This is a genomic window from Streptomyces sp. W1SF4 (genome assembly GCF_003950035.1).
GTDB lineage: Bacteria > Actinomycetota > Actinomycetes > Streptomycetales > Streptomycetaceae > Streptomyces > Streptomyces racemochromogenes.
The window spans coordinates 7,158,311-7,173,738 of the sequence record NZ_CP034350.1 but is presented as its reverse complement, the minus strand read 5'-3'; the positions used below and the strand labels follow the sequence as shown (position 1 = coordinate 7,173,738).

The window sequence follows — 15,428 nt, the reverse complement described above, 5'->3', positions numbered from 1 at the left end:
ACATGACCGGCTCTCACGAAGACGAGGAGCCCCCCGAGCACCGGCGCCATGCCGGCTACCTGCGGGCCCTGGACAGCGTCTCGGAAGCGGAGGAGGCCGCCCTGGTGGCCACCGTCCTACGCGACGAGGACGCCGTGATGGCCGAGAGCGCCGTGAACCATCACCTCGAACGCCGGGCGGCCCAGCAGTTGACCGGCCCCCGGTTCCCCGCCTGGGCCGCGATGATGGCCACGGTGATCGGCGATCGTGCCTTCCTCACCCGCCGGCTGCGCGAGTGGACTCTGCTGAGGTCCCTCGTGCTGGACGAGCCCTGGACCGACGAGGAGGTGCTGACCGCGTCCGACTGGTTCCAGCGCACGGCCGCCGCCGCCGAGCTCGTGACTTCGCCCGCCGCCCTCAGCCTGCTGGCCGAGCACGGACGCACCCGCCGTGTCCGCAACGCGGCGAGCCGCCGCACCTGACCGCGCCCTCCCGATGGGTGGGGGCGGGCGTCACCGGTCGCGGGTGACGCTCCAGGTCGGCATGTGTGCGAAGAACGCCACGGCCTCCGGTCGCCAGCGCCGCCGCCACGTGGCGGCCTCGGCCTCCGCCCGGCGGGCGTGGGCTTCGGCCTCGGCCCGGAGCTGCCGGTCGACTCCGTGTGCTCGCGCGATGCGGCGTATGCGGTCGAGGGTTTCCTCGTCGCAGCCCGGATCTCCCCAGGCTTCGCCCAGCAGCTTGCGCTCGGCGTCCTCGCAGACGGCCGTGAGAGCGCGGAGGGCGTAGTTGCGGCGGCCCGACCGGATGTCCGAGCCGGTCGGTTTGCCGAGGGCGGCCGGATCTCCGAACAGGTCGAGCCAGTCGTCGTGGATCTGGTTGGCGATGCCCAATGCGCCGGCGTAGCGCCGCAGTTCGGCGTCGTAGGGGGTGTGGTCGGTGCCGGCGGCGAGGAGGCCCAGCCGCAGCGGGGCGAGGACGGAGTAGCGGGTGGACTTGAACTCGGTGACGGCGTGCAGGAAGTCGATGCCGGGGGCGGGGTGGAAGTCGCGTTCCAGATCGATCATCTGGCCGCTCATCGTGGCGGCTCCCGTGTCGGCGTGGACGGCGGCCATGGCCAGGGCCCGGTCGGCGGGCAGCCCGCTGGTGAGCAGCACGCGCAGGGACAGGAAGGCCGCGAGGTCGCCGGCGAGGAGGGCCAGCGCGAGGGCGGTGTCGGGCCGGTCGGGGAACTCGTGGCGGTAGGCGTAGTAGGTGGAGGGGCCGCCGCGGCGCAGGGGCGCGTCGTCGATGATGTCGTCGTGGATCAGGCCGTGGGTCTGCAGCAGTTCGATGCTGATGGCCGCTTCGTCCAGGCCTGCGACGCCGTCGTCGGCCACCAGCGCGGCGGCCTCGTGCAGGAGGACCACGCGGAGCCGTTTGCCGCCGCGCAGTGACATGTCGCGCACCAGGTCGAGGGCTCGGGAGGGGAAGGTGCCGTACGGCGGCGTCTCGAGCGCGCCGCCGGCGGGGTCGGTCAGGGAATCGAAGTAGGCCGCGAAGCGGGCTTCGAATCGGTGCTGGTGGCGGGACGCGCGCTGCAGGGCGGCGGAGAGGGCTTCGTTCACCGGGTCAGGTTTGCACGCCGGCGTCGGCGGGGGCCGACCGGCCGCCTGTTCGGGCCGCCGGTACCGGCGCGGGAGCCCCTCCGCGGACGCCCCCGGACCGGATCACGGTGCTTTGGCGCCGAGGCGTTCGGCGGCCGCTGCCCGCTACTGCGCCGGGGTCGCGAGTTCGCCCAGGAGTCGTGCCGCGGCCGCCGGCGCGACCAGCCACTTCAGGTGGCTGCCTTCGAGGGTGCGGACGTCGTACGGGTTGTCCGGGGTCAGCGCGTTCCCCTCACGGATCAGCCGGTCCTGCATGGCGGGCGGCAGGCTCGTGTCGTCGGCCAGGCGGACGTAGGTCTTCGGGATGCTGCCCCAGGTGTCGGCCCGTGCGCGGTCGGCGGAGGTGCCGACGTCCAGGTTCTCGTCGGGCTGGAAGGTGTTCAGGAAGGTCAGGAACTCCTCGTCGGTGCCGTCGGCGAAGAAGGCCGCCTTGAAGGCGGCGAGGGCGTCGGGGTCGGCGGTGCGGAAGTTGACGCGCAGCAGGCCGAGTTCGGCGGGGTTCCCGGCCAGCGCCAGGGCCAGGGACGCGGCGTCGACCGAGGCCATCTCCGGAGTAGTCGTTGACGTCGAGGTCGACCGGGCACCAGGCCGAGACGTACACGATGCGGTCGATGAGGTCCGGACGCGCGTTGGCCGCGGCGGTGGCCGTGATGCCGCCGCGGCTGTGGGAGACGAGGATGACCGGGCCGTTGCGCTTGGCTCGTTCGAGGATCCGGATCAGGTGTGCGGCGTTGTCGGCGAGGGTGACGCCCTTGATCGCGCCGGGCGTGGTGGCGAGGCCTTCGGGGTCTTGGGGCGTCTGGTAGGCGTGCGTGAAGGTGGCCTCGAAGCCGTGGCCGGGCAGGTCGACGGCGACCGAACGGTGTCCGAGGAGGCCGAGCTCGGCCTGGAGCGGTGCGAAGGGGAAGGAGTTCGAGAAGGCTCCGTGAACCAGTACGAACGTCGGTTGCATGTGTCTGCTCGCTTTCTGATGCGTCCTGCACCATGATCATCAGACTTCGGCCACGAATGATCAAGGTGTGGACGCCCCCGTACCGGTCAGGTGGCGGTGATGCTCTTGAGGGCGAGGGCGCGCAGGGGTGCGATCCCGCGGCGGGCTTCGCCGTGGTAGACCGCGTTGGTGCAGATCGCGAGGTAGCGGCCCGCGGTGGGGGCGAGGTAGAGGCTGGTGCCGGTGAAGCCGTGGTGGCAGGCCACGTCGCCCGGGGCGCAGACCCAGGACAGGCCCCGGTGCAGGCCGGCCTCGATCGGGGCGAACGGGAGCGCGGAGGCGCGGAGCCAGCCGTGCGGGCGGCCGGCGGGGTCGATGAGGTGTTCGGCGTAGCGGGCGAGGTCTCGGGCCGTGGAGAAGACGCCCGCGTGGCCGGCGACACCGCCGAGGAGGGCGGCGTTGTCGTCGTGGGCCTGGCCCCAGACGCGGGGGGCGCCGGGGAGGCGGCGGTCGGTGGGGGCGACCTGCGGGCCGCGGGCGACGGGACCGTAGGTGGTGCCGGTCATGCCGAGGTCGTCCCACAGGGCGCGGGCGAGTTCGTCGAGCGGTCGGCGGTGGGTGTGGGCGAGCGCCAGGCCGAGGAGGATGTAGCCGCGATTGACGTACCGGTGCTCGCCGGGCTCGGCTTCGAGGGGTTCCCGGCACAGGAGTTCGTGCAGGGGCTGGTGGGCGCCGCGGTAGCGGTCGAGGCGGGTGGACGCCTTGAGGCCCGCGGTGTGGGTGAGGAGCTGCTCGATGGTGGCCTCCCCGCTGGGTGCCGGGCCGTCGAGCGCGGGGAGGAAGTCGCGCACGGGGGCCGTCGGGGTGAGGAGTCCGGCGTCGACGGCCTGGCAGACGAGGGGCCAGGTGGCGACGACCTTGGTGAGGGAGGCGATGTCGTAGACGGTGTCCGCGCCGGGGGTGGCGTCGCCGAGTTCGTCGGCGATGCGGCCGGACGTCAGGAAGCGGGGGGCGTCGCCGAGGGTGCCGAGCGCGATGACACCGCCGGGGGTCGCGCCGTCGGCCACGGCCTGGCGGAGGGCTTCGGCGAGGCGGGCGACGTCGTCGGACGTGAACGGGACGGGCTTCGTCATCGGCTCCATGCCTCGGGGTCGGTCGGGGCGGGTTGGGCGGTGCCTGCCCCGCCGATGGTAAAGGCGCGCCGCTGCCGTCAGGCGTGCTGTGGGCGCGGGACGCGGCGTCAGCGGGGCCGGCGCCTGCGGTGGCGTGTGCGCCAGCGGGTCAGCAGTTCGCGGGGGCCGCGGGGCGGGGGTGTGGGCTCCGGGGGCCAGGCCTCGTCGCCGGTGAGCGGGACCAGCGGCATGAGGTACAGCCTGTGCCCGGTTTCCAGGGCGCACAGGGGCTCGTCGCCGGGGATGTCCGGGCGGCCGAGCCGGATCGTGAACGGGTGGACGGCACCCTCGCCGTCGGCGGTCTCGCCGCGCAGCTCGGTCGTCGCCGTGCGGCGCGTCCGCGCCGCCGCCACCACCTTGCCGTCGACCAGCACCTCGGCGCGGCGGCGCCGGGCACTCCACACCACGGTGATCGAGTGCCCGTCCTGCTCCAGGTGGAAGCGGTGCTGGTGCGCGCGAGCGTAAGCCGCCATGGCGGCCTCCCGGAAGTCCCTCCTGCACGACCAGCGTAACGACCCACCCCCACCCCTCGCCCGTCACCCCGTCGGCCGCGAGTGCCGCGAGAGGGGGCGCCCTCGGGCGGGCGTGGCGCGGGTGGCGGGGTGGTCATGGGTGGGCTCGGGGGGTGGTGGGGGCTGTCGTGCGGAGCGTGGTTGCCAGGTGGGTGGCCGTGTCGTCGGCGGGGTGGGCGAGGCGGGTGCGGGTCAGGGCGAAGGTGAGGTCGCGGCGGGGGTCGGCGAAGGCGATGGAGCCGCCGCTGCCGTGGTGGCCGAAGGCCGTCGGATCGCCGCCCGTCGGGGGCAGGCCGAGGAAGTAGCCGAGCCCCTTGGCGTGGCGGCGCAGCAGTGTCCGGTCCGGGCCGTCCACGGCGACCGCCGTGGCCCGTGCGACCCGGGCCGGCGGGAGCAGGCGTACGCCGTCCACCTCGCCCAGGAGCGCCGCGTACATCCGGGCGGCGGCGCGGGCGGTGGTGGTGGCGCAGGCGGGCAGGTCGGCCATGAGGTACGCGGGCCGGTTGGCGAGGGTGGCGGTGGTCCACAGGCCGCGGTTGGGGGCGACGAGGCGGACGAAGGGCGCCCCGGAGGGCAGCCCGGCCAGGTAGGCCTCCCAGCCGCCTTCCACCAGCGGTGCCACCCGGGCCAGTCGGTCGGCGGGCAGCCCGAAGTACAGCTCGTCGGCGATCCCGAGGGGCTCGGTGACGTACTCGCGCAGGGCCTGCCCCGGGGTGAGTCCGGTGGCCCGGCGGACGGTCTCGCCGAGGATCCAGCCGTAGGTCCAGCCGTGGTAGCCGCTGGCCGTGCCCGGCTCCCACAGCGGGCGCAGCCCTGCGACGAGCCCGCACATGTGCTCCCAGTCGCACAGTTCGGCGCCGGTGAGGGCGCGGGGCAGCTGGGGGATCCCGGCGGTGTGCGTGAGGGCGTGCCGGACGGTGATGCCCGCCTTGCCGTGGGCTCCGAAGGCGGGCCAGTAGCGGGCGACGGGGGCGTCGTACTCGAGCAGCCCGCGCTCGGTGAGCACGTGCACGAGGGTCGCCGTGCAGCCCTTGCCGACCGAGAAGGCGTGGACGAGCGTCCCCGGTCCGGGAACCCCGGCGTACGCCTCCACGAGCAGCCGCCCGCCCTGGTACGCGGCCACCTGGAGTCCGGCCTCCCGGCCGGAGGCGACCAGTTCGTCGACCGTCTCCTGGAGGTCCATGGGCTCCTCAATCGCCGCCGGAAGCACTCGGCACCCTATCGTCCGCCGGGGCGTGCGGCCCGGCGCCGGGCCGCCGGGCGGCGCGTCCGGGCCGGCCGAGCAGGACGCCGGCCAGGACCAGGCCCAGGCCGCACAGCTGCCGGGCGGTCAGTTCCTCTCCGGCGAGGGCCGTGCCGAGCAGTACGCCGGTCACGGGGTTGAGCAGCCCGATCAGCGCGACCGTCCCCGCGGGCAGGTGCTTCAGCCCGGTGAACCAGGCGGCGAAGGCCAGCGCCGTGGCGATCAGGGCGACGTAGCCGAACGCGAGGAGCGTCGGCGCGGGGAGCTCGGGCACGCGACCCTCCACGGCTGCCGCGACCGGGAGGAGGAACAGTCCCCCGGCGGTGAGTTGCCAGGCGGTCGAGGCGAGCACGTCGGCGCCGGCGCCCCACCGTTTGGTCAGGACGTGGCCGAAGGAGGACACGAGCATGGCGGCGGCCGAGGCGAGGACCCCCGCCGCACTCACCTCCTCCACCCCGGTCAGCAGCATGAGGCAGACCCCGCCGAGGCCGATCAGGGCACCGGCCAGGTGAGCGGCGCCGGGTCGCTCGGACACCAGGAGCCAGGCGATGAGCATCATCGTCATCGGGGACACCGCCATCACGGTCGCGGCCACGCTCGTCGGGAGCAGCTGGGAGGCGGCGTAGACGAGGACGAAGAACACGCTCGTGTTGAGCAGCCCCAGCACCGCCGACCGCCACCACCACGCGCCGCGCGGCCGCTGCCTGCACAGGGCCAGCAGGACGAGGCCGGCGGGCAGGGCCCGCAGGGCGGCCCCGTGGAGCGGGCGGTCGGCCGGCAGGAACTCGTGCGTGACGAAGTAGTTGGTCCCCCAGGCCACCGGCGCGATCGCCGTCAGGACCACCCAGCGCGTATTCGCTTCCATGGAAGCCAATATAACTTCCCAGGAAGGTATCCTGGTGCGCATGGAACACGGTGAACCGCTGGACCGCGTGGCCCGCATCCAGGCCGACTGGCGCCGCGAGCGCCCCGACCTCGACGTCGGCCCGCAGGCCGTGATCGGCCGGCTGCACCGCCTGGCCGACCGGCTGACGGAGGAACTCACCCTCGTCTACGGCCGCTACGGCCTCGGCGAGGGCGAGTTCGACGTCCTGTGCGCGCTGCGCCGCGCCGGGGAGCCCTACGAGCGGGCACCGGGCGAGCTCGCCGCGCACACCATGGTCACCACCGGCGCGATGACGAAGCGGATCGACCGCCTCGAACGGGCCGGACTCGTCACGCGCCGCCGGGCCGACGACGACCAGCGGGGCCGGATCGTCGCCCTGACCGGCCCCGGACGGGAACTGATCGACCAGGCGTTCGCCGACCACATGCGCAACGAACGCCACCTGCTGGACCTGCTGACGCCCGCCGAGGCGGCGTCACTCGAAACCCTGCTCACCAACTGGCTCTCCCGCCTGGATCATCCGCGGCCGCGCGGCGGCGAGTAGCCGGCCCCCTCAGCCGCGAAGCCTGCGCGGGGCGCCGTGCACGGCGTCCAGCACCAGGTCCAGCAGCGGTTCGGACTGCCGGGTCTCCTCGGCGCCCTCGGCGCCCTCGGCCTGACCGGCCCGATCGCCGTGCGCCGAGTCGCCGGCTGGTGGACGCGATCGTCGCGTACGGGGACGCGGAGGCGATACGCCGTCGCGTACGGGAGCACCTCGGCGCGGGAGCCGACCACGTCTGCCTCCAGGTGCTGACCGCCGACCCGGCCAGGCTGCCGGAGGCTCAGTGGCGCGAACTCGCCTCCGCGCTCGTCGCGCCCGCTCCGCGGCGGAGCTCCCGGTGAGGCGGACCCGCGCGCACGGTGGCCGCCGCGGTCAGCCGGTCCGGAAGGTGGCGGTGTAGACGTCCGTGCGGTTCCGGGGCGCGTCGGGGCCGGTGAGGGTGAGTACCGCCCGTACCCCCTTGCCGTCCGCCACGAGGCCCTGGTAGTCGCCGAGGAAGTAGCCCCCGGCGAACGGCGCGTCCAGCCAGTCGAAGACGCGCGAGATGCGCCGTTCGGTCCGGCGCCGTGCGTCTCCGTGGGGCAGTGTGGCCAGCTGGTACGCCGTGGGCAGGGTCGTGGTGTCGCCCGGCTCGAGGAAGCGCAGGTCGTAGTAGGTGAGCGCGACGGTGCCCCGCTCGTCGACCGCGATGGACGGGGAGAAGGCCGGGACGTTGCCGGGGCTGATCAGCTCGGGCGCCCCCCAGGTGCGTCCGCCGTCGGTGGAGCGCACCAGCTGGATCGAGTTGAACCGGCCGGCGGTGAAGTCCGCGCCCTCGTACGCCATGTACAGCGTGCCCGTCCCGGGGTCGACGGCCGGGCTGGGCAGCGTGGACGCGGCGCGCAGCGGCTTGGCGGGGTCGTTCGGGTCGACCTCCGGTACGGAGGTGTCCCGGGCCACGGTGACGGGGGCGCTCCAGGTCTCTCCGGCGTCGGTCGAGGTGACCACCTGGTAACGGGCTTCGACGACGGTGCTCAGGTCGCCGGAGTAGGTGATCCGGTCGAAGAAGTCGTACAGGGTGCCGGTGCGCCGGTCGACGACGATCAGGTGGCCGATGGTCTGCGTGTTGGGCACGGCGGCCGTGTCGACGAACTTCCGGGCCCGGCTCCAGGTGCGGCCGCCGTCGCGGGTGAGGGAGAGGTAGCCGGGGCCGTCGAGGGAGCCCGGGCCGGGCGGGGCGTTGTCGAGGCGGTTCCAGACCTGGTAGGCGGTGCCCGCCCGGACCGGGTCGGCGGTGAGCGAGGGCTTGTCGTTGAAGAAGGGCTGCGCGTCGACGTGCGTGGTGGTCGGGTTCTGCCAGGTGCGGCCGCCGTCGTGGGAGGTGGCGGCCAGGAGGCCGGTGCGCGTGCTCTTGACGAAGTCCACGCCTTCGCCGCTTGCGTAGACGGTGCCGTCCGGTCCGGTGCTGACCCAGGGGTCGGTGGCCCGTTCGAAGTCCGCGCCGCCGGGGGCGCACAGGCTGAAGGGGAGGGTGCTCCGGTGGAAGGTGCGGCCGTCCGTGGTCCAGGAGGCGACCAGTCCACGGGCTCCGCCGTCGTTCCAGCGGTCCTGCTGGTACACGGTGACCACGCGCTTCGGGTCGCGCGGATCGACGGCCAGGTACGGCTCCACCTCGCTGCCCGGGTAGACCACGCTGTCGGGGGAGATCGCGCCGATGGCGCAGTCCGCGTACGGGTCGCCGTGGGACACCTTGACCAGGGGCGAGCCGCCTGGGCCCGGGTCCCGGTCCGCCGCGGCGGCCGTCGGGGCGGCGGCGGTGAGCGTGGCGAGCAGGAGTGCGGCGGTGGCGACAGCGGTCAGGGGCACTGACGCGCGCATGGGGGTCTCCTCCGGGCCTGGGCGGCCGGGGCGGGACCGCCCTCGTCTGGGTGGCGTGGGGCACGGATTCGACTCCGCCCGATCCTTTTCGGCGTGGTGGCGGGGGCGCTTGATGGGCCGGACGGCTGGGCGGCGGATTTCTCACGGGGGCCCGGGCGGGGGGGCGGGCGGCTCCGGGCGCGGGCCCGGGCAGGTCCGGGGCGAGGCGCAGGCGGGTCCGGGCGCGGGCGCAGGCGGGTCCGGGCGGCCCGGTGTGGCCCGGTCGTGGCAGGGGCGGGCAGGTCGTACGGTGGAAGCAGCGGGGGCGTCGCCCCGCCCCCCCCTGCGGGGCGCTCGTGTCGTCACCGACGGCGGCGGTCACCGCCCCCGGCGGCCCGGCCGGCCGGTACGCCGTCGCGCTGTTCGCCGTCCGGTCGCGGTGGCGCGGTCACTCGGAGAGCAGGTGTCTGCCATGCGTACGTCGACCCGATTCGCCGGTGTCCTCGCCGGACTCGCCGTGTCGCTGGGCGGTGTGGCGCTCGGCGCCCCGGCCGCGCGCGCGGACATCCCCGCCTGCGTGAACACGGCGGTCCAGGCGGGTGCCAGTGCCACCGAAGCCGTCACGGCGGCCTGTACCCGCGGGGTGTCCGGCGACCTGACGGGGTGTGTGGACGGGCTGGCCCAGGCGGGAGTGCCGGGTGGTGCGGCCGGCGGCGCGTGCCGGCTCGCGGCGCAGGAACCGCGGTAGCGGGGGCGGCGGCCGCCCCGCGACGCCGGCGCCACGGCCGGCCCCGACGCCCGGTGACACGGGCTCGGAGCCGGCCGTGGCGCCGGTCCGTCAGGTGACCGTCTCCCGGGTCCCGTCGGGCAGCGTGCAGACGGTGCCGCCGTAGGGGATCGTGCTGACCTGCCCGCCGGCGGCGGTGCATTCGTCCCTGGTGATGGTCGGGGCGGTGGCGGCATGGGCGCTGACCGCACCCGTGGCGCCGATACCCGTACCCGCAAGGATCGCCGCGGCCAGAGCGAGGCCCAGCTTTCGCGCACGCATGGCTCTGCTCCTCTCAGGCGCCGGTTCCGGCCTCCTGGAAGGACAAGGACATCTCACGCCGACGGCGCCTACCACCAGCATGGGCGACGCCCAGGGGCCCCGCGAGGCGGGAGCCGGCGGGCGGCTACGCCCCCGGCGTCGACCAGGGCGCGGAGCACAGGTCGGCCGTGCTGCGGCGTTCGCGGACCGCGGGGGGCTCGTCGGCCGCCCGCCCGACCGCGATCATGGACACGATCACCCACCCGGGTCGGGGGCGCAGCTCCTCGGTCAGGGCTTCGAGGTCGAAGGCCCGGAACTGGTGGGTGGACAGGCCCATCGCCTGGGCCTGGACACCGAGGTGGGCCACCGCCTGCCCGAGGTCGTAGTCGGCGAACTCGGAGTAGACCAGGTCGGTGTCGTCGACGTACCGGCGGGTCAGCGCGACCACGAGCAGCCCGGCGTCCTTCGCCCAGCGGCGGGAACTGGGCGCGAGGTGGGGCAGTATCCGTGCGTGGTCCGGTTCGCCCGGCCTGACCGGGAGGAAGCCCCACGGCTGCGAGTTCCCCGCCGAGGGCGTCCACCGCGCGGCTTCGAGGAGCAGGTGGAGGGCGGGGTCGTCGACGGTGGCGGACGGGTCGAACCGGCGGGGGCTGAAACGGTTGGCCAGGAGGGCGTGGATCTGCTCGGTCTGCTGGAGGTCTTGGGGCACGTGACGGACAACCACACGGTCCGGTGATCCATTTCCGGCGTCACGGCGCACACGTCATGGGGGTGGAGCCGCCAAGGAGTCCGTGACTAGTGTGGTGATCATGGCTTTGCGACCCGATGAGTTCTACGACCACGCACGTGCGGCCGCGGATGAGGAGCTCCGGCTCCCGCTCGCCAGGATGACCGGATGGGAGGTCAGCCCCTTCGAGGCGGAGGGCCTGCGCGTCTCGGCGCTCCGGCCGCCCGTCCTGCCCGAGCCGCCGCGGCACGGCGAGGATCCCGCGGACTGCGACGAGTGCCGCTCCCGCGACGAGGGCATCTGGCTCGACGACCGCTGGCGGCTCGCCCGGATACCCGGCCCCGGTGTGCCGCTGGTGCTGATGCTGTACCCGCGCGACCACTACGACATGGCCGATCTGCCGGACGAGCTCGCCGCCGAACTGGGTGTGCTCACCACGCACATCGTCCGGCACGTCCAGGCGCTGCCGCACGTCTCCCGGGCCCACGTGTACCGCATCGGGGACGGGGCCGCGCACCTCCACGTGTGGTTCTTCGCCCGCCCCGAGGGACAGTCGCAGCTCTACGGTTCGTGGCTGCCCGTCTGGGACGACCTGTTGCCCGAGTACCCCGCGGACGTGGCCGACGCGGACGCGGCCGCCGTCGCGGACGCGCTGGCCGCGTCGTACGGAGGCCGGCGCCCCGGCGCGGACGGGCAGGCGGACGCCTGACCCCGGCGGCGTGCGCCCGTCGAGCCGGGGCCCGTGCCGGGGGGCCGGCCTAGGCTCCGGCCGCGTGGCGGCCCAGGACCGGTTCCGCCACAGTGCGGGCCAGGGGGCAGAGGGTCTGGCCGTGGCGGGCGAAGAGGGCGTCGCGCGAGTCGAAGTGGCCGAGGTCCGTCAGGACGTACGCCGACAGGTCGCAGGGGGCCGCGCCGGTCGGGCAGAGCGGCGCGGCGCCGTCCCAGTCGACGGCCGTACGGGCGACCGCCTCGAAGAGGGTCTCGGAGCCGGCGTTGGTGAAGCCGCCTCCCGGGGCGGCGCCGCGTTCGTCCAGGGCGCCGAAGAGCTCCGAGACCGTCAGCCAACGCGCGGCCCCCGGTTCCGCGGCGGGCTCCGGCAGTCTGAACTCCGGCCAGGCCAGGACGACCTGGTCGGGGACGAGGGCGCGCAGCCGGGGGAAGCGCGGGTACCAGAAGGCCCCGTCGACGACCAGGCCGCGCACCCGGGTGGCCGTCCCCGTCGCCCGGGCCACGGCCTCCAGCACCGCCAGCCGCTGGCTGCACGAGCCGCGTCCCCGGCGCAGCACCTGGGACACGGGCCGCTCGTCCTGGACGGAGTAGACCGGGCGTATGGAGGTGGCGATCCAGCGGTGCGCCCGGCGCAGGGAGGCCACCGGGTCGGCGTCCTCGCCCGCGGGCAGTTCGAGGCTCCGGGTGAGGGCGGTGACGCGGGGGTCGCGCCAGTCGAGGATGCGCGTCGGCTCCGTGGCGCCCTCGACGGGTACCGGGGTTCCGGTCGCGGCGGGGGCCGTGCGGATGCGGCCGCGGGGCCGCAGGAGCGAGCTCGTCATGGCGGCCGTCCTTTCCTGGGAACCGCATCATGACACACCGACTGAACGCGTTCAATAAACTGGCGCTGCGCCCTACTTCGGGCCGACCGTCACCTCGTACGTGGTTCCGGCCCTGCCGCGCGTGGTCACCGTCACGCTCTGGCCGTGTCCGTCCCACCGGGCGTTCCCTCCGCGGACCGTGACGCGGTAACCGTCCGGGTAGGCGTCGTCGGGAACGGTGATCTCGGTGGGTCCCCCGGCGTCGCCGCGGGTGCGGAAGGCCAGGGTGTAGGTACGCGTGGCGGGGTCGTACGCGAAGCGGAGCGGGTCTCCCGCGACGGCCCGCGCGTAGGGCTGGACCAGGAGCCGGGCGCCGGGCTTCACGGCGCCCGTCCGGTCGAGGAAGCAGTAGCCGCCGCCCCGGCACCACTGCCACCAGGTCCAGCCGCTGGAGAAGCGGTCCATGGCGGCCGTCATGTCGGTGACGAACCGGCTCGCGTGCGGTACGTAGGGGTTCCCGCCCCACTCCCCCACGATCACCGGCATGCGGTTGCGGGTCGGGTAGTCGCTGATGGCGGCCTCGTAGGCGGGGACGAAGGTGCCATCGGGGTCGTAGTCGGCGCCGGTTTCCATCCCGGTCTCGTAGAAGTGCGGCGCGTACCCGGCGTGCGGGTCGTCGATGGCCCCCAGCCGGGTGGGGACGCCGAGGCCGACGATGACGGTGGGTTCGACGAAGACCCACGACGTGCGGTCGACCAGGCGGACCGCCCGGGCGAGGCGGTTCCACATCTCGGTGAGCTCGCCGGCCTCGAAGCGGGCCGCGGCGGCCGGGAGGTCCTCGCCTTCGAGGAACTTCGCGAAGGGCTCGTTCATCAGGTCGTAGCCCAGCAGCGCCGGGTGCCGGCCCAGGGCGGAGGCGACCGTCATCCACATGCGGGCGTGCGCGGTGCGGAGGTCGGCGTCCTTGTACAGGTGGTCGAAGGCGGCCTGCACGGACGGCTCGAAGTACTGGGAGAACCAGTCGTCGGGTATCGGCGTGAACGGCAGTCCGTCGTCGCGGGTGGCCCAGTCGGGGACGCCGCGGGCGCCGAAGTGCGGCCCGTACACGTCCTGGTGGGCGTCGAGTACGACCTTGACCCGGTAGCGGTCGGCCCAGTCGAGGATGCGGCGCATCTTGGCGAGGTAACCGCGGTCGTAGTGCCCGGGGGTGGGTTCGAGGTCGTCCCAGAAGAACGCCAGGCGCGCGAGGTTGAAGCCGCGGGCGGACATGTCCCGCAGGTCGCTCTCGTGGATGTCGGCGAACGCGTCGGCGCCCCGGCCGCTCTTGTCGGCGAGGTTGAAGCCGCGCCACTGCAGTGCGCGGCCCCGGCCGTCGGCGATGAAGGTGCGGTCCCCGACCGTGACGCGGTCGGTGACGCGGTCCGGGCGGGCCTGGGCCTGCGCGGGGACGACGCCGAGCAGGAGGGCTGCCACGGCGAGGACGACGGGGGCGAAGCGGGAGGTCCGGCGCATGCGGGAGACCCTTTCGGGGGCGGCTTCACGGACGGCGTGCTACTGGCCGGTGGGATGTTACTGACGGGTGAGGCAAGTTCCCACTGTTTCAACGGAGTTGGCGCGACGCCTTCGCGGCGGGGGTCTGCCGGAGAATGCGGATTCGGCCATGACAGGTTCCGCCCGGCACTCCACACTGGTGCTGAACCACGCGATGGGGAGGCGCTGATGGGTCGGGCTCTGCGTATGGGTGTGCCTGCGGGTGTCGTGCTGCTGGTGGCGTGCGCACCGTGGTACGCCCCTTATTACTCCACCGTCCTGGTGTGGGAGCTGCGCAAGCTCTTCGCCTGGCTGGCCCTGCCGCTGCTGGCGTCGGGACTCATCGCGCTGGCGGGAACCGGGCGGTGGCTGCTGCGCCGGGCGCGCGGCAGGGAAGGCGGCGGTTCCGGCGAGGCGGCGGGGGTGCTCGGCTGCCTGGGCGTCCTCGTCGGTCTCGCACTCGCCGTCTGGTGGCTGGTCTACGGCGCGTACCTCCAGGACCGCGGCTACATGGAGGCCACGCGGGTGGTGACCGAGCCGGTGCCCGCGCTGGCCCCCCGTGCGCCCTACCTCGTCGGGAAGGCGCAGGCGGCTCCGCACCTGGGCGATGTCACCGGTGAGATCTCCGACATCACGTACCTGCCCGACTCGGACCGTTTCTCCACCCTCGTCGAGCGCAGCGGCTGGCTGTCGGGGTACGAGGTCGGCCTCGTGCAGGAGGTGCCGCTCGGGGGCACCGGCCGGGCGCAGCAGCGCTGTTCGTTCGACGTCGACGTGGCGGACGCCCGCATCAGCGGCTGGTTCGGCCACAACCTGGGCCGGAAGATCTCCGAGCAGAAGCGCTGGGTCCGCTTCGAGGCCGGCGACGCGTACGTGACCTGCTCGGGCGATACGCCCGTCGTGGTCGTACCCCTGAAGCGGCAGACCGGGTTCCTGGTCGTGACGGAACGCCCGGCGGGAGTGGCGCTCTACGACGGCCGGACGGGCAAGGTCACCATCACCACGGAGACGGACGCCGTGCCGGGGCCCTCCTATCCGCTCAGCCTCGCCGCCCGTCAGCGCGAGGCGGTGGCCGCCGTCGGCGGCTTCACGGACTGGTGGTTCGAACGCAGCGGCTGGGACGCCTCGGAGGACGGCGCGAACGAGGGGAACGACTCGGAGTTCACCCTGCGCTACGGCGATGCGAGCGGGCGCAGCGTCTACGTCACTCCGCTGACGCCGCAGGGCGAGGCCAGCTCGGTCGTCGCCGTCGCGACGGTGCCGGCCCGCCACGAGGGCGGCGGGCTGGCGCCGCTGACCGTCCACCGGCTCGATCCGACCTGGTCCTCGCCGAAGGCGATCATCGCGCTGATCAAGGCCGAGTACCGGGACGTCTGCTGCTACAACGACGACCGGGTGTTCGAGGTGGTCCCCACGGGCGGCACCACCTGGACCGCCACCATCGGCAGCGAACAGGACATCCGCTACCGCGTGGAGGGCCGGGGCCAGGTCGCGGGCCGCGAGGCTACCTGCCTGAAGGCCGCCGACGGGACACTGATCAAGTGCGCGTTCGCGGCCCCCGGCTCACCGGAGGAACAGGAGCTCAAACGGCGCGAGGAACAGGCGAAGGGCAAGCCCCGGGCCGAGCCGCCGGACCTCGGCGACCTCACCGCCTACACGCCCGGGCAGCTGGCCGAGCTGAACCGCCGCATCAGTGAGGAGGTCAACCGCCGGCTCAAGGGCTGACGGGACGCCGGGGGCCGGGAACGCGTCCGGCCCAGCGTGTCCGAGGACCGTCTTGACGGCGGGAAACCGGGCGAGATCCACTGAAGCCACGACACCCGCCCCATATGGGCGGGTACCGGTGGGGTTTCGTGGCATGGGGGGCGAGGG

At 74.1% G+C, this 15,428-nt stretch carries 15 protein-coding genes and 2 pseudogenes; 6 read left to right on the top strand and 11 right to left on the bottom strand.

All coding sequences use genetic code 11. The annotated features are described in order from the left end of the window. Nucleotides 1-2 precede the first annotated feature (2 nt). The gene (locus D1J60_RS33270) at nt 3-461 is read left to right on the top strand and encodes a hypothetical protein (RefSeq protein ID WP_125823685.1); all 459 of its coding nucleotides are present in this window, start codon (nt 3-5) and stop codon (nt 459-461) included. A gap of 30 nt (nt 462-491) precedes the next feature. Here the strand turns inward: D1J60_RS33270 and D1J60_RS33265 are convergent, their stop codons facing one another. The 6 genes and pseudogenes from D1J60_RS33265 to D1J60_RS33240 all read right to left on the bottom strand — a co-directional run bounded on the left by D1J60_RS33265 (nt 492) and on the right by D1J60_RS33240 (nt 6,345). Next, entirely contained in the window at nt 492-1,583 is a 1,092-nt protein-coding gene (locus D1J60_RS33265) for a polyprenyl synthetase family protein (protein WP_164721029.1), read from the bottom strand. Nucleotides 1,584-1,727: 144 nt separating this feature from the next. Next, nucleotides 1,728-2,574, bottom strand: a pseudogene (locus D1J60_RS33260) (alpha/beta hydrolase). Nucleotides 2,575-2,660: 86 nt separating this feature from the next. Further along, nucleotides 2,661-3,686 (bottom strand): serine hydrolase domain-containing protein, encoded by a 1,026-nt coding sequence (locus tag D1J60_RS33255; RefSeq protein WP_125823684.1) that lies wholly within the window; start codon nt 3,684-3,686, stop codon nt 2,661-2,663. Between the two features lie 107 nt (nt 3,687-3,793). Beyond that, the gene (locus D1J60_RS33250; protein ID WP_125823683.1) at nt 3,794-4,198 is read right to left on the bottom strand and encodes a hypothetical protein; all 405 of its coding nucleotides are present in this window, start codon (nt 4,196-4,198) and stop codon (nt 3,794-3,796) included. A 133-nt stretch (nt 4,199-4,331) separates the two neighbouring features. Further along, nucleotides 4,332-5,420, bottom strand: a complete 1,089-nt coding sequence (locus D1J60_RS33245) for a serine hydrolase domain-containing protein (protein ID WP_125823682.1) — start codon at nt 5,418-5,420, stop codon at nt 4,332-4,334. Between the two features lie 7 nt (nt 5,421-5,427). Next, complete coding sequence (locus tag D1J60_RS33240; RefSeq protein WP_241253501.1) at nt 5,428-6,345, bottom strand: EamA family transporter; 918 nt, start codon at nt 6,343-6,345, stop codon at nt 5,428-5,430. 40 nt (nt 6,346-6,385) lie between these two features. Here D1J60_RS33240 and D1J60_RS33235 point away from each other — a divergent pair, with 40 nt between their 5' ends. After that, the gene (locus tag D1J60_RS33235) at nt 6,386-6,910 is read left to right on the top strand and encodes a MarR family transcriptional regulator (protein WP_125603899.1); all 525 of its coding nucleotides are present in this window, start codon (nt 6,386-6,388) and stop codon (nt 6,908-6,910) included. Nucleotides 6,911-7,044: 134 nt separating this feature from the next. Continuing rightward, nucleotides 7,045-7,248: pseudogene (locus D1J60_RS33230) on the top strand (LLM class F420-dependent oxidoreductase); the annotation flags it as partial. A 31-nt stretch (nt 7,249-7,279) separates the two neighbouring features. Here the strand turns inward: D1J60_RS33230 and D1J60_RS33225 are convergent. Then, entirely contained in the window at nt 7,280-8,764 is a 1,485-nt protein-coding gene (locus tag D1J60_RS33225) for a sialidase family protein (protein WP_125823680.1), read from the bottom strand. 451 nt (nt 8,765-9,215) lie between these two features. On the opposite strand from D1J60_RS33225, the gene D1J60_RS33220 reads away from it, so the two are divergent. Further along, nucleotides 9,216-9,491, top strand: a complete 276-nt coding sequence (locus D1J60_RS33220; RefSeq protein WP_125824341.1) for a hypothetical protein — start codon at nt 9,216-9,218, stop codon at nt 9,489-9,491. A gap of 90 nt (nt 9,492-9,581) precedes the next feature. Here the strand turns inward: D1J60_RS33220 and D1J60_RS33215 are convergent, their stop codons facing one another. Next, nucleotides 9,582-9,791 (bottom strand): hypothetical protein, encoded by a 210-nt coding sequence (locus D1J60_RS33215; RefSeq protein WP_125603785.1) that lies wholly within the window; start codon nt 9,789-9,791, stop codon nt 9,582-9,584. 124 nt (nt 9,792-9,915) lie between these two features. Continuing rightward, the gene (locus D1J60_RS33210) at nt 9,916-10,479 is read right to left on the bottom strand and encodes a nitroreductase family protein (protein WP_125823679.1); all 564 of its coding nucleotides are present in this window, start codon (nt 10,477-10,479) and stop codon (nt 9,916-9,918) included. A 100-nt stretch (nt 10,480-10,579) separates the two neighbouring features. On the opposite strand from D1J60_RS33210, the gene D1J60_RS33205 reads away from it, so the two are divergent. Next, the gene (locus D1J60_RS33205) at nt 10,580-11,206 is read left to right on the top strand and encodes a hypothetical protein (RefSeq protein ID WP_125823678.1); all 627 of its coding nucleotides are present in this window, start codon (nt 10,580-10,582) and stop codon (nt 11,204-11,206) included. A gap of 49 nt (nt 11,207-11,255) precedes the next feature. Here D1J60_RS33205 and D1J60_RS33200 read toward each other — a convergent pair whose 3' ends face one another. Together D1J60_RS33200 and D1J60_RS33195 are read right to left on the bottom strand one after the other, a co-directional pair. Next, entirely contained in the window at nt 11,256-12,047 is a 792-nt protein-coding gene (locus tag D1J60_RS33200) for a transglutaminase domain-containing protein (protein WP_125823677.1), read from the bottom strand. Between the two features lie 72 nt (nt 12,048-12,119). Then, nucleotides 12,120-13,538, bottom strand: coding sequence for a cellulase family glycosylhydrolase (locus tag D1J60_RS33195; protein WP_125823676.1), 1,419 nt, complete (start codon nt 13,536-13,538; stop codon nt 12,120-12,122). A gap of 225 nt (nt 13,539-13,763) precedes the next feature. Here D1J60_RS33195 and D1J60_RS33190 point away from each other — a divergent pair, with 225 nt between their 5' ends. Next, nucleotides 13,764-15,281 carry a hypothetical protein gene (locus D1J60_RS33190; protein ID WP_241253500.1) on the top strand — a complete coding sequence of 506 codons (1,518 nt, stop codon included), beginning with the start codon at nt 13,764-13,766 and terminating at the stop codon, nt 15,279-15,281. The last annotated feature ends 147 nt before the right edge of the window (nt 15,282-15,428 follow it).

Bases quoted from the DNA above. Each gene is read 5' to 3' on its own strand.
- D1J60_RS33270 (WP_125823685.1), top strand. From the start codon at position 3: ATGACCGGCTCTCACGAAGACGAGGAGCCCCCCGAGCACCGGCGCCAT.
- D1J60_RS33255 (WP_125823684.1), bottom strand. From the start codon at position 3,686: ATGACGAAGCCCGTCCCGTTCACGTCCGACGACGTCGCCCGCCTCGCC.
- D1J60_RS33250 (WP_125823683.1), bottom strand. From the start codon at position 4,198: ATGGCGGCTTACGCTCGCGCGCACCAGCACCGCTTCCACCTGGAGCAG.
- D1J60_RS33245 (WP_125823682.1), bottom strand. From the start codon at position 5,420: ATGGACCTCCAGGAGACGGTCGACGAACTGGTCGCCTCCGGCCGGGAG.
- D1J60_RS33240 (WP_241253501.1), bottom strand. From the start codon at position 6,345: ATGGAAGCGAATACGCGCTGGGTGGTCCTGACGGCGATCGCGCCGGTG.
- D1J60_RS33235 (WP_125603899.1), top strand. From the start codon at position 6,386: ATGGAACACGGTGAACCGCTGGACCGCGTGGCCCGCATCCAGGCCGAC.
- D1J60_RS33225 (WP_125823680.1), bottom strand. From the start codon at position 8,764: ATGCGCGCGTCAGTGCCCCTGACCGCTGTCGCCACCGCCGCACTCCTG.
- D1J60_RS33220 (WP_125824341.1), top strand. From the start codon at position 9,216: ATGCGTACGTCGACCCGATTCGCCGGTGTCCTCGCCGGACTCGCCGTG.
- D1J60_RS33215 (WP_125603785.1), bottom strand. From the start codon at position 9,791: ATGCGTGCGCGAAAGCTGGGCCTCGCTCTGGCCGCGGCGATCCTTGCG.
- D1J60_RS33205 (WP_125823678.1), top strand. From the start codon at position 10,580: ATGGCTTTGCGACCCGATGAGTTCTACGACCACGCACGTGCGGCCGCG.
- D1J60_RS33200 (WP_125823677.1), bottom strand. From the start codon at position 12,047: ATGACGAGCTCGCTCCTGCGGCCCCGCGGCCGCATCCGCACGGCCCCC.
- D1J60_RS33195 (WP_125823676.1), bottom strand. From the start codon at position 13,538: ATGCGCCGGACCTCCCGCTTCGCCCCCGTCGTCCTCGCCGTGGCAGCC.
- D1J60_RS33190 (WP_241253500.1), top strand. From the start codon at position 13,764: ATGGGTGTGCCTGCGGGTGTCGTGCTGCTGGTGGCGTGCGCACCGTGG.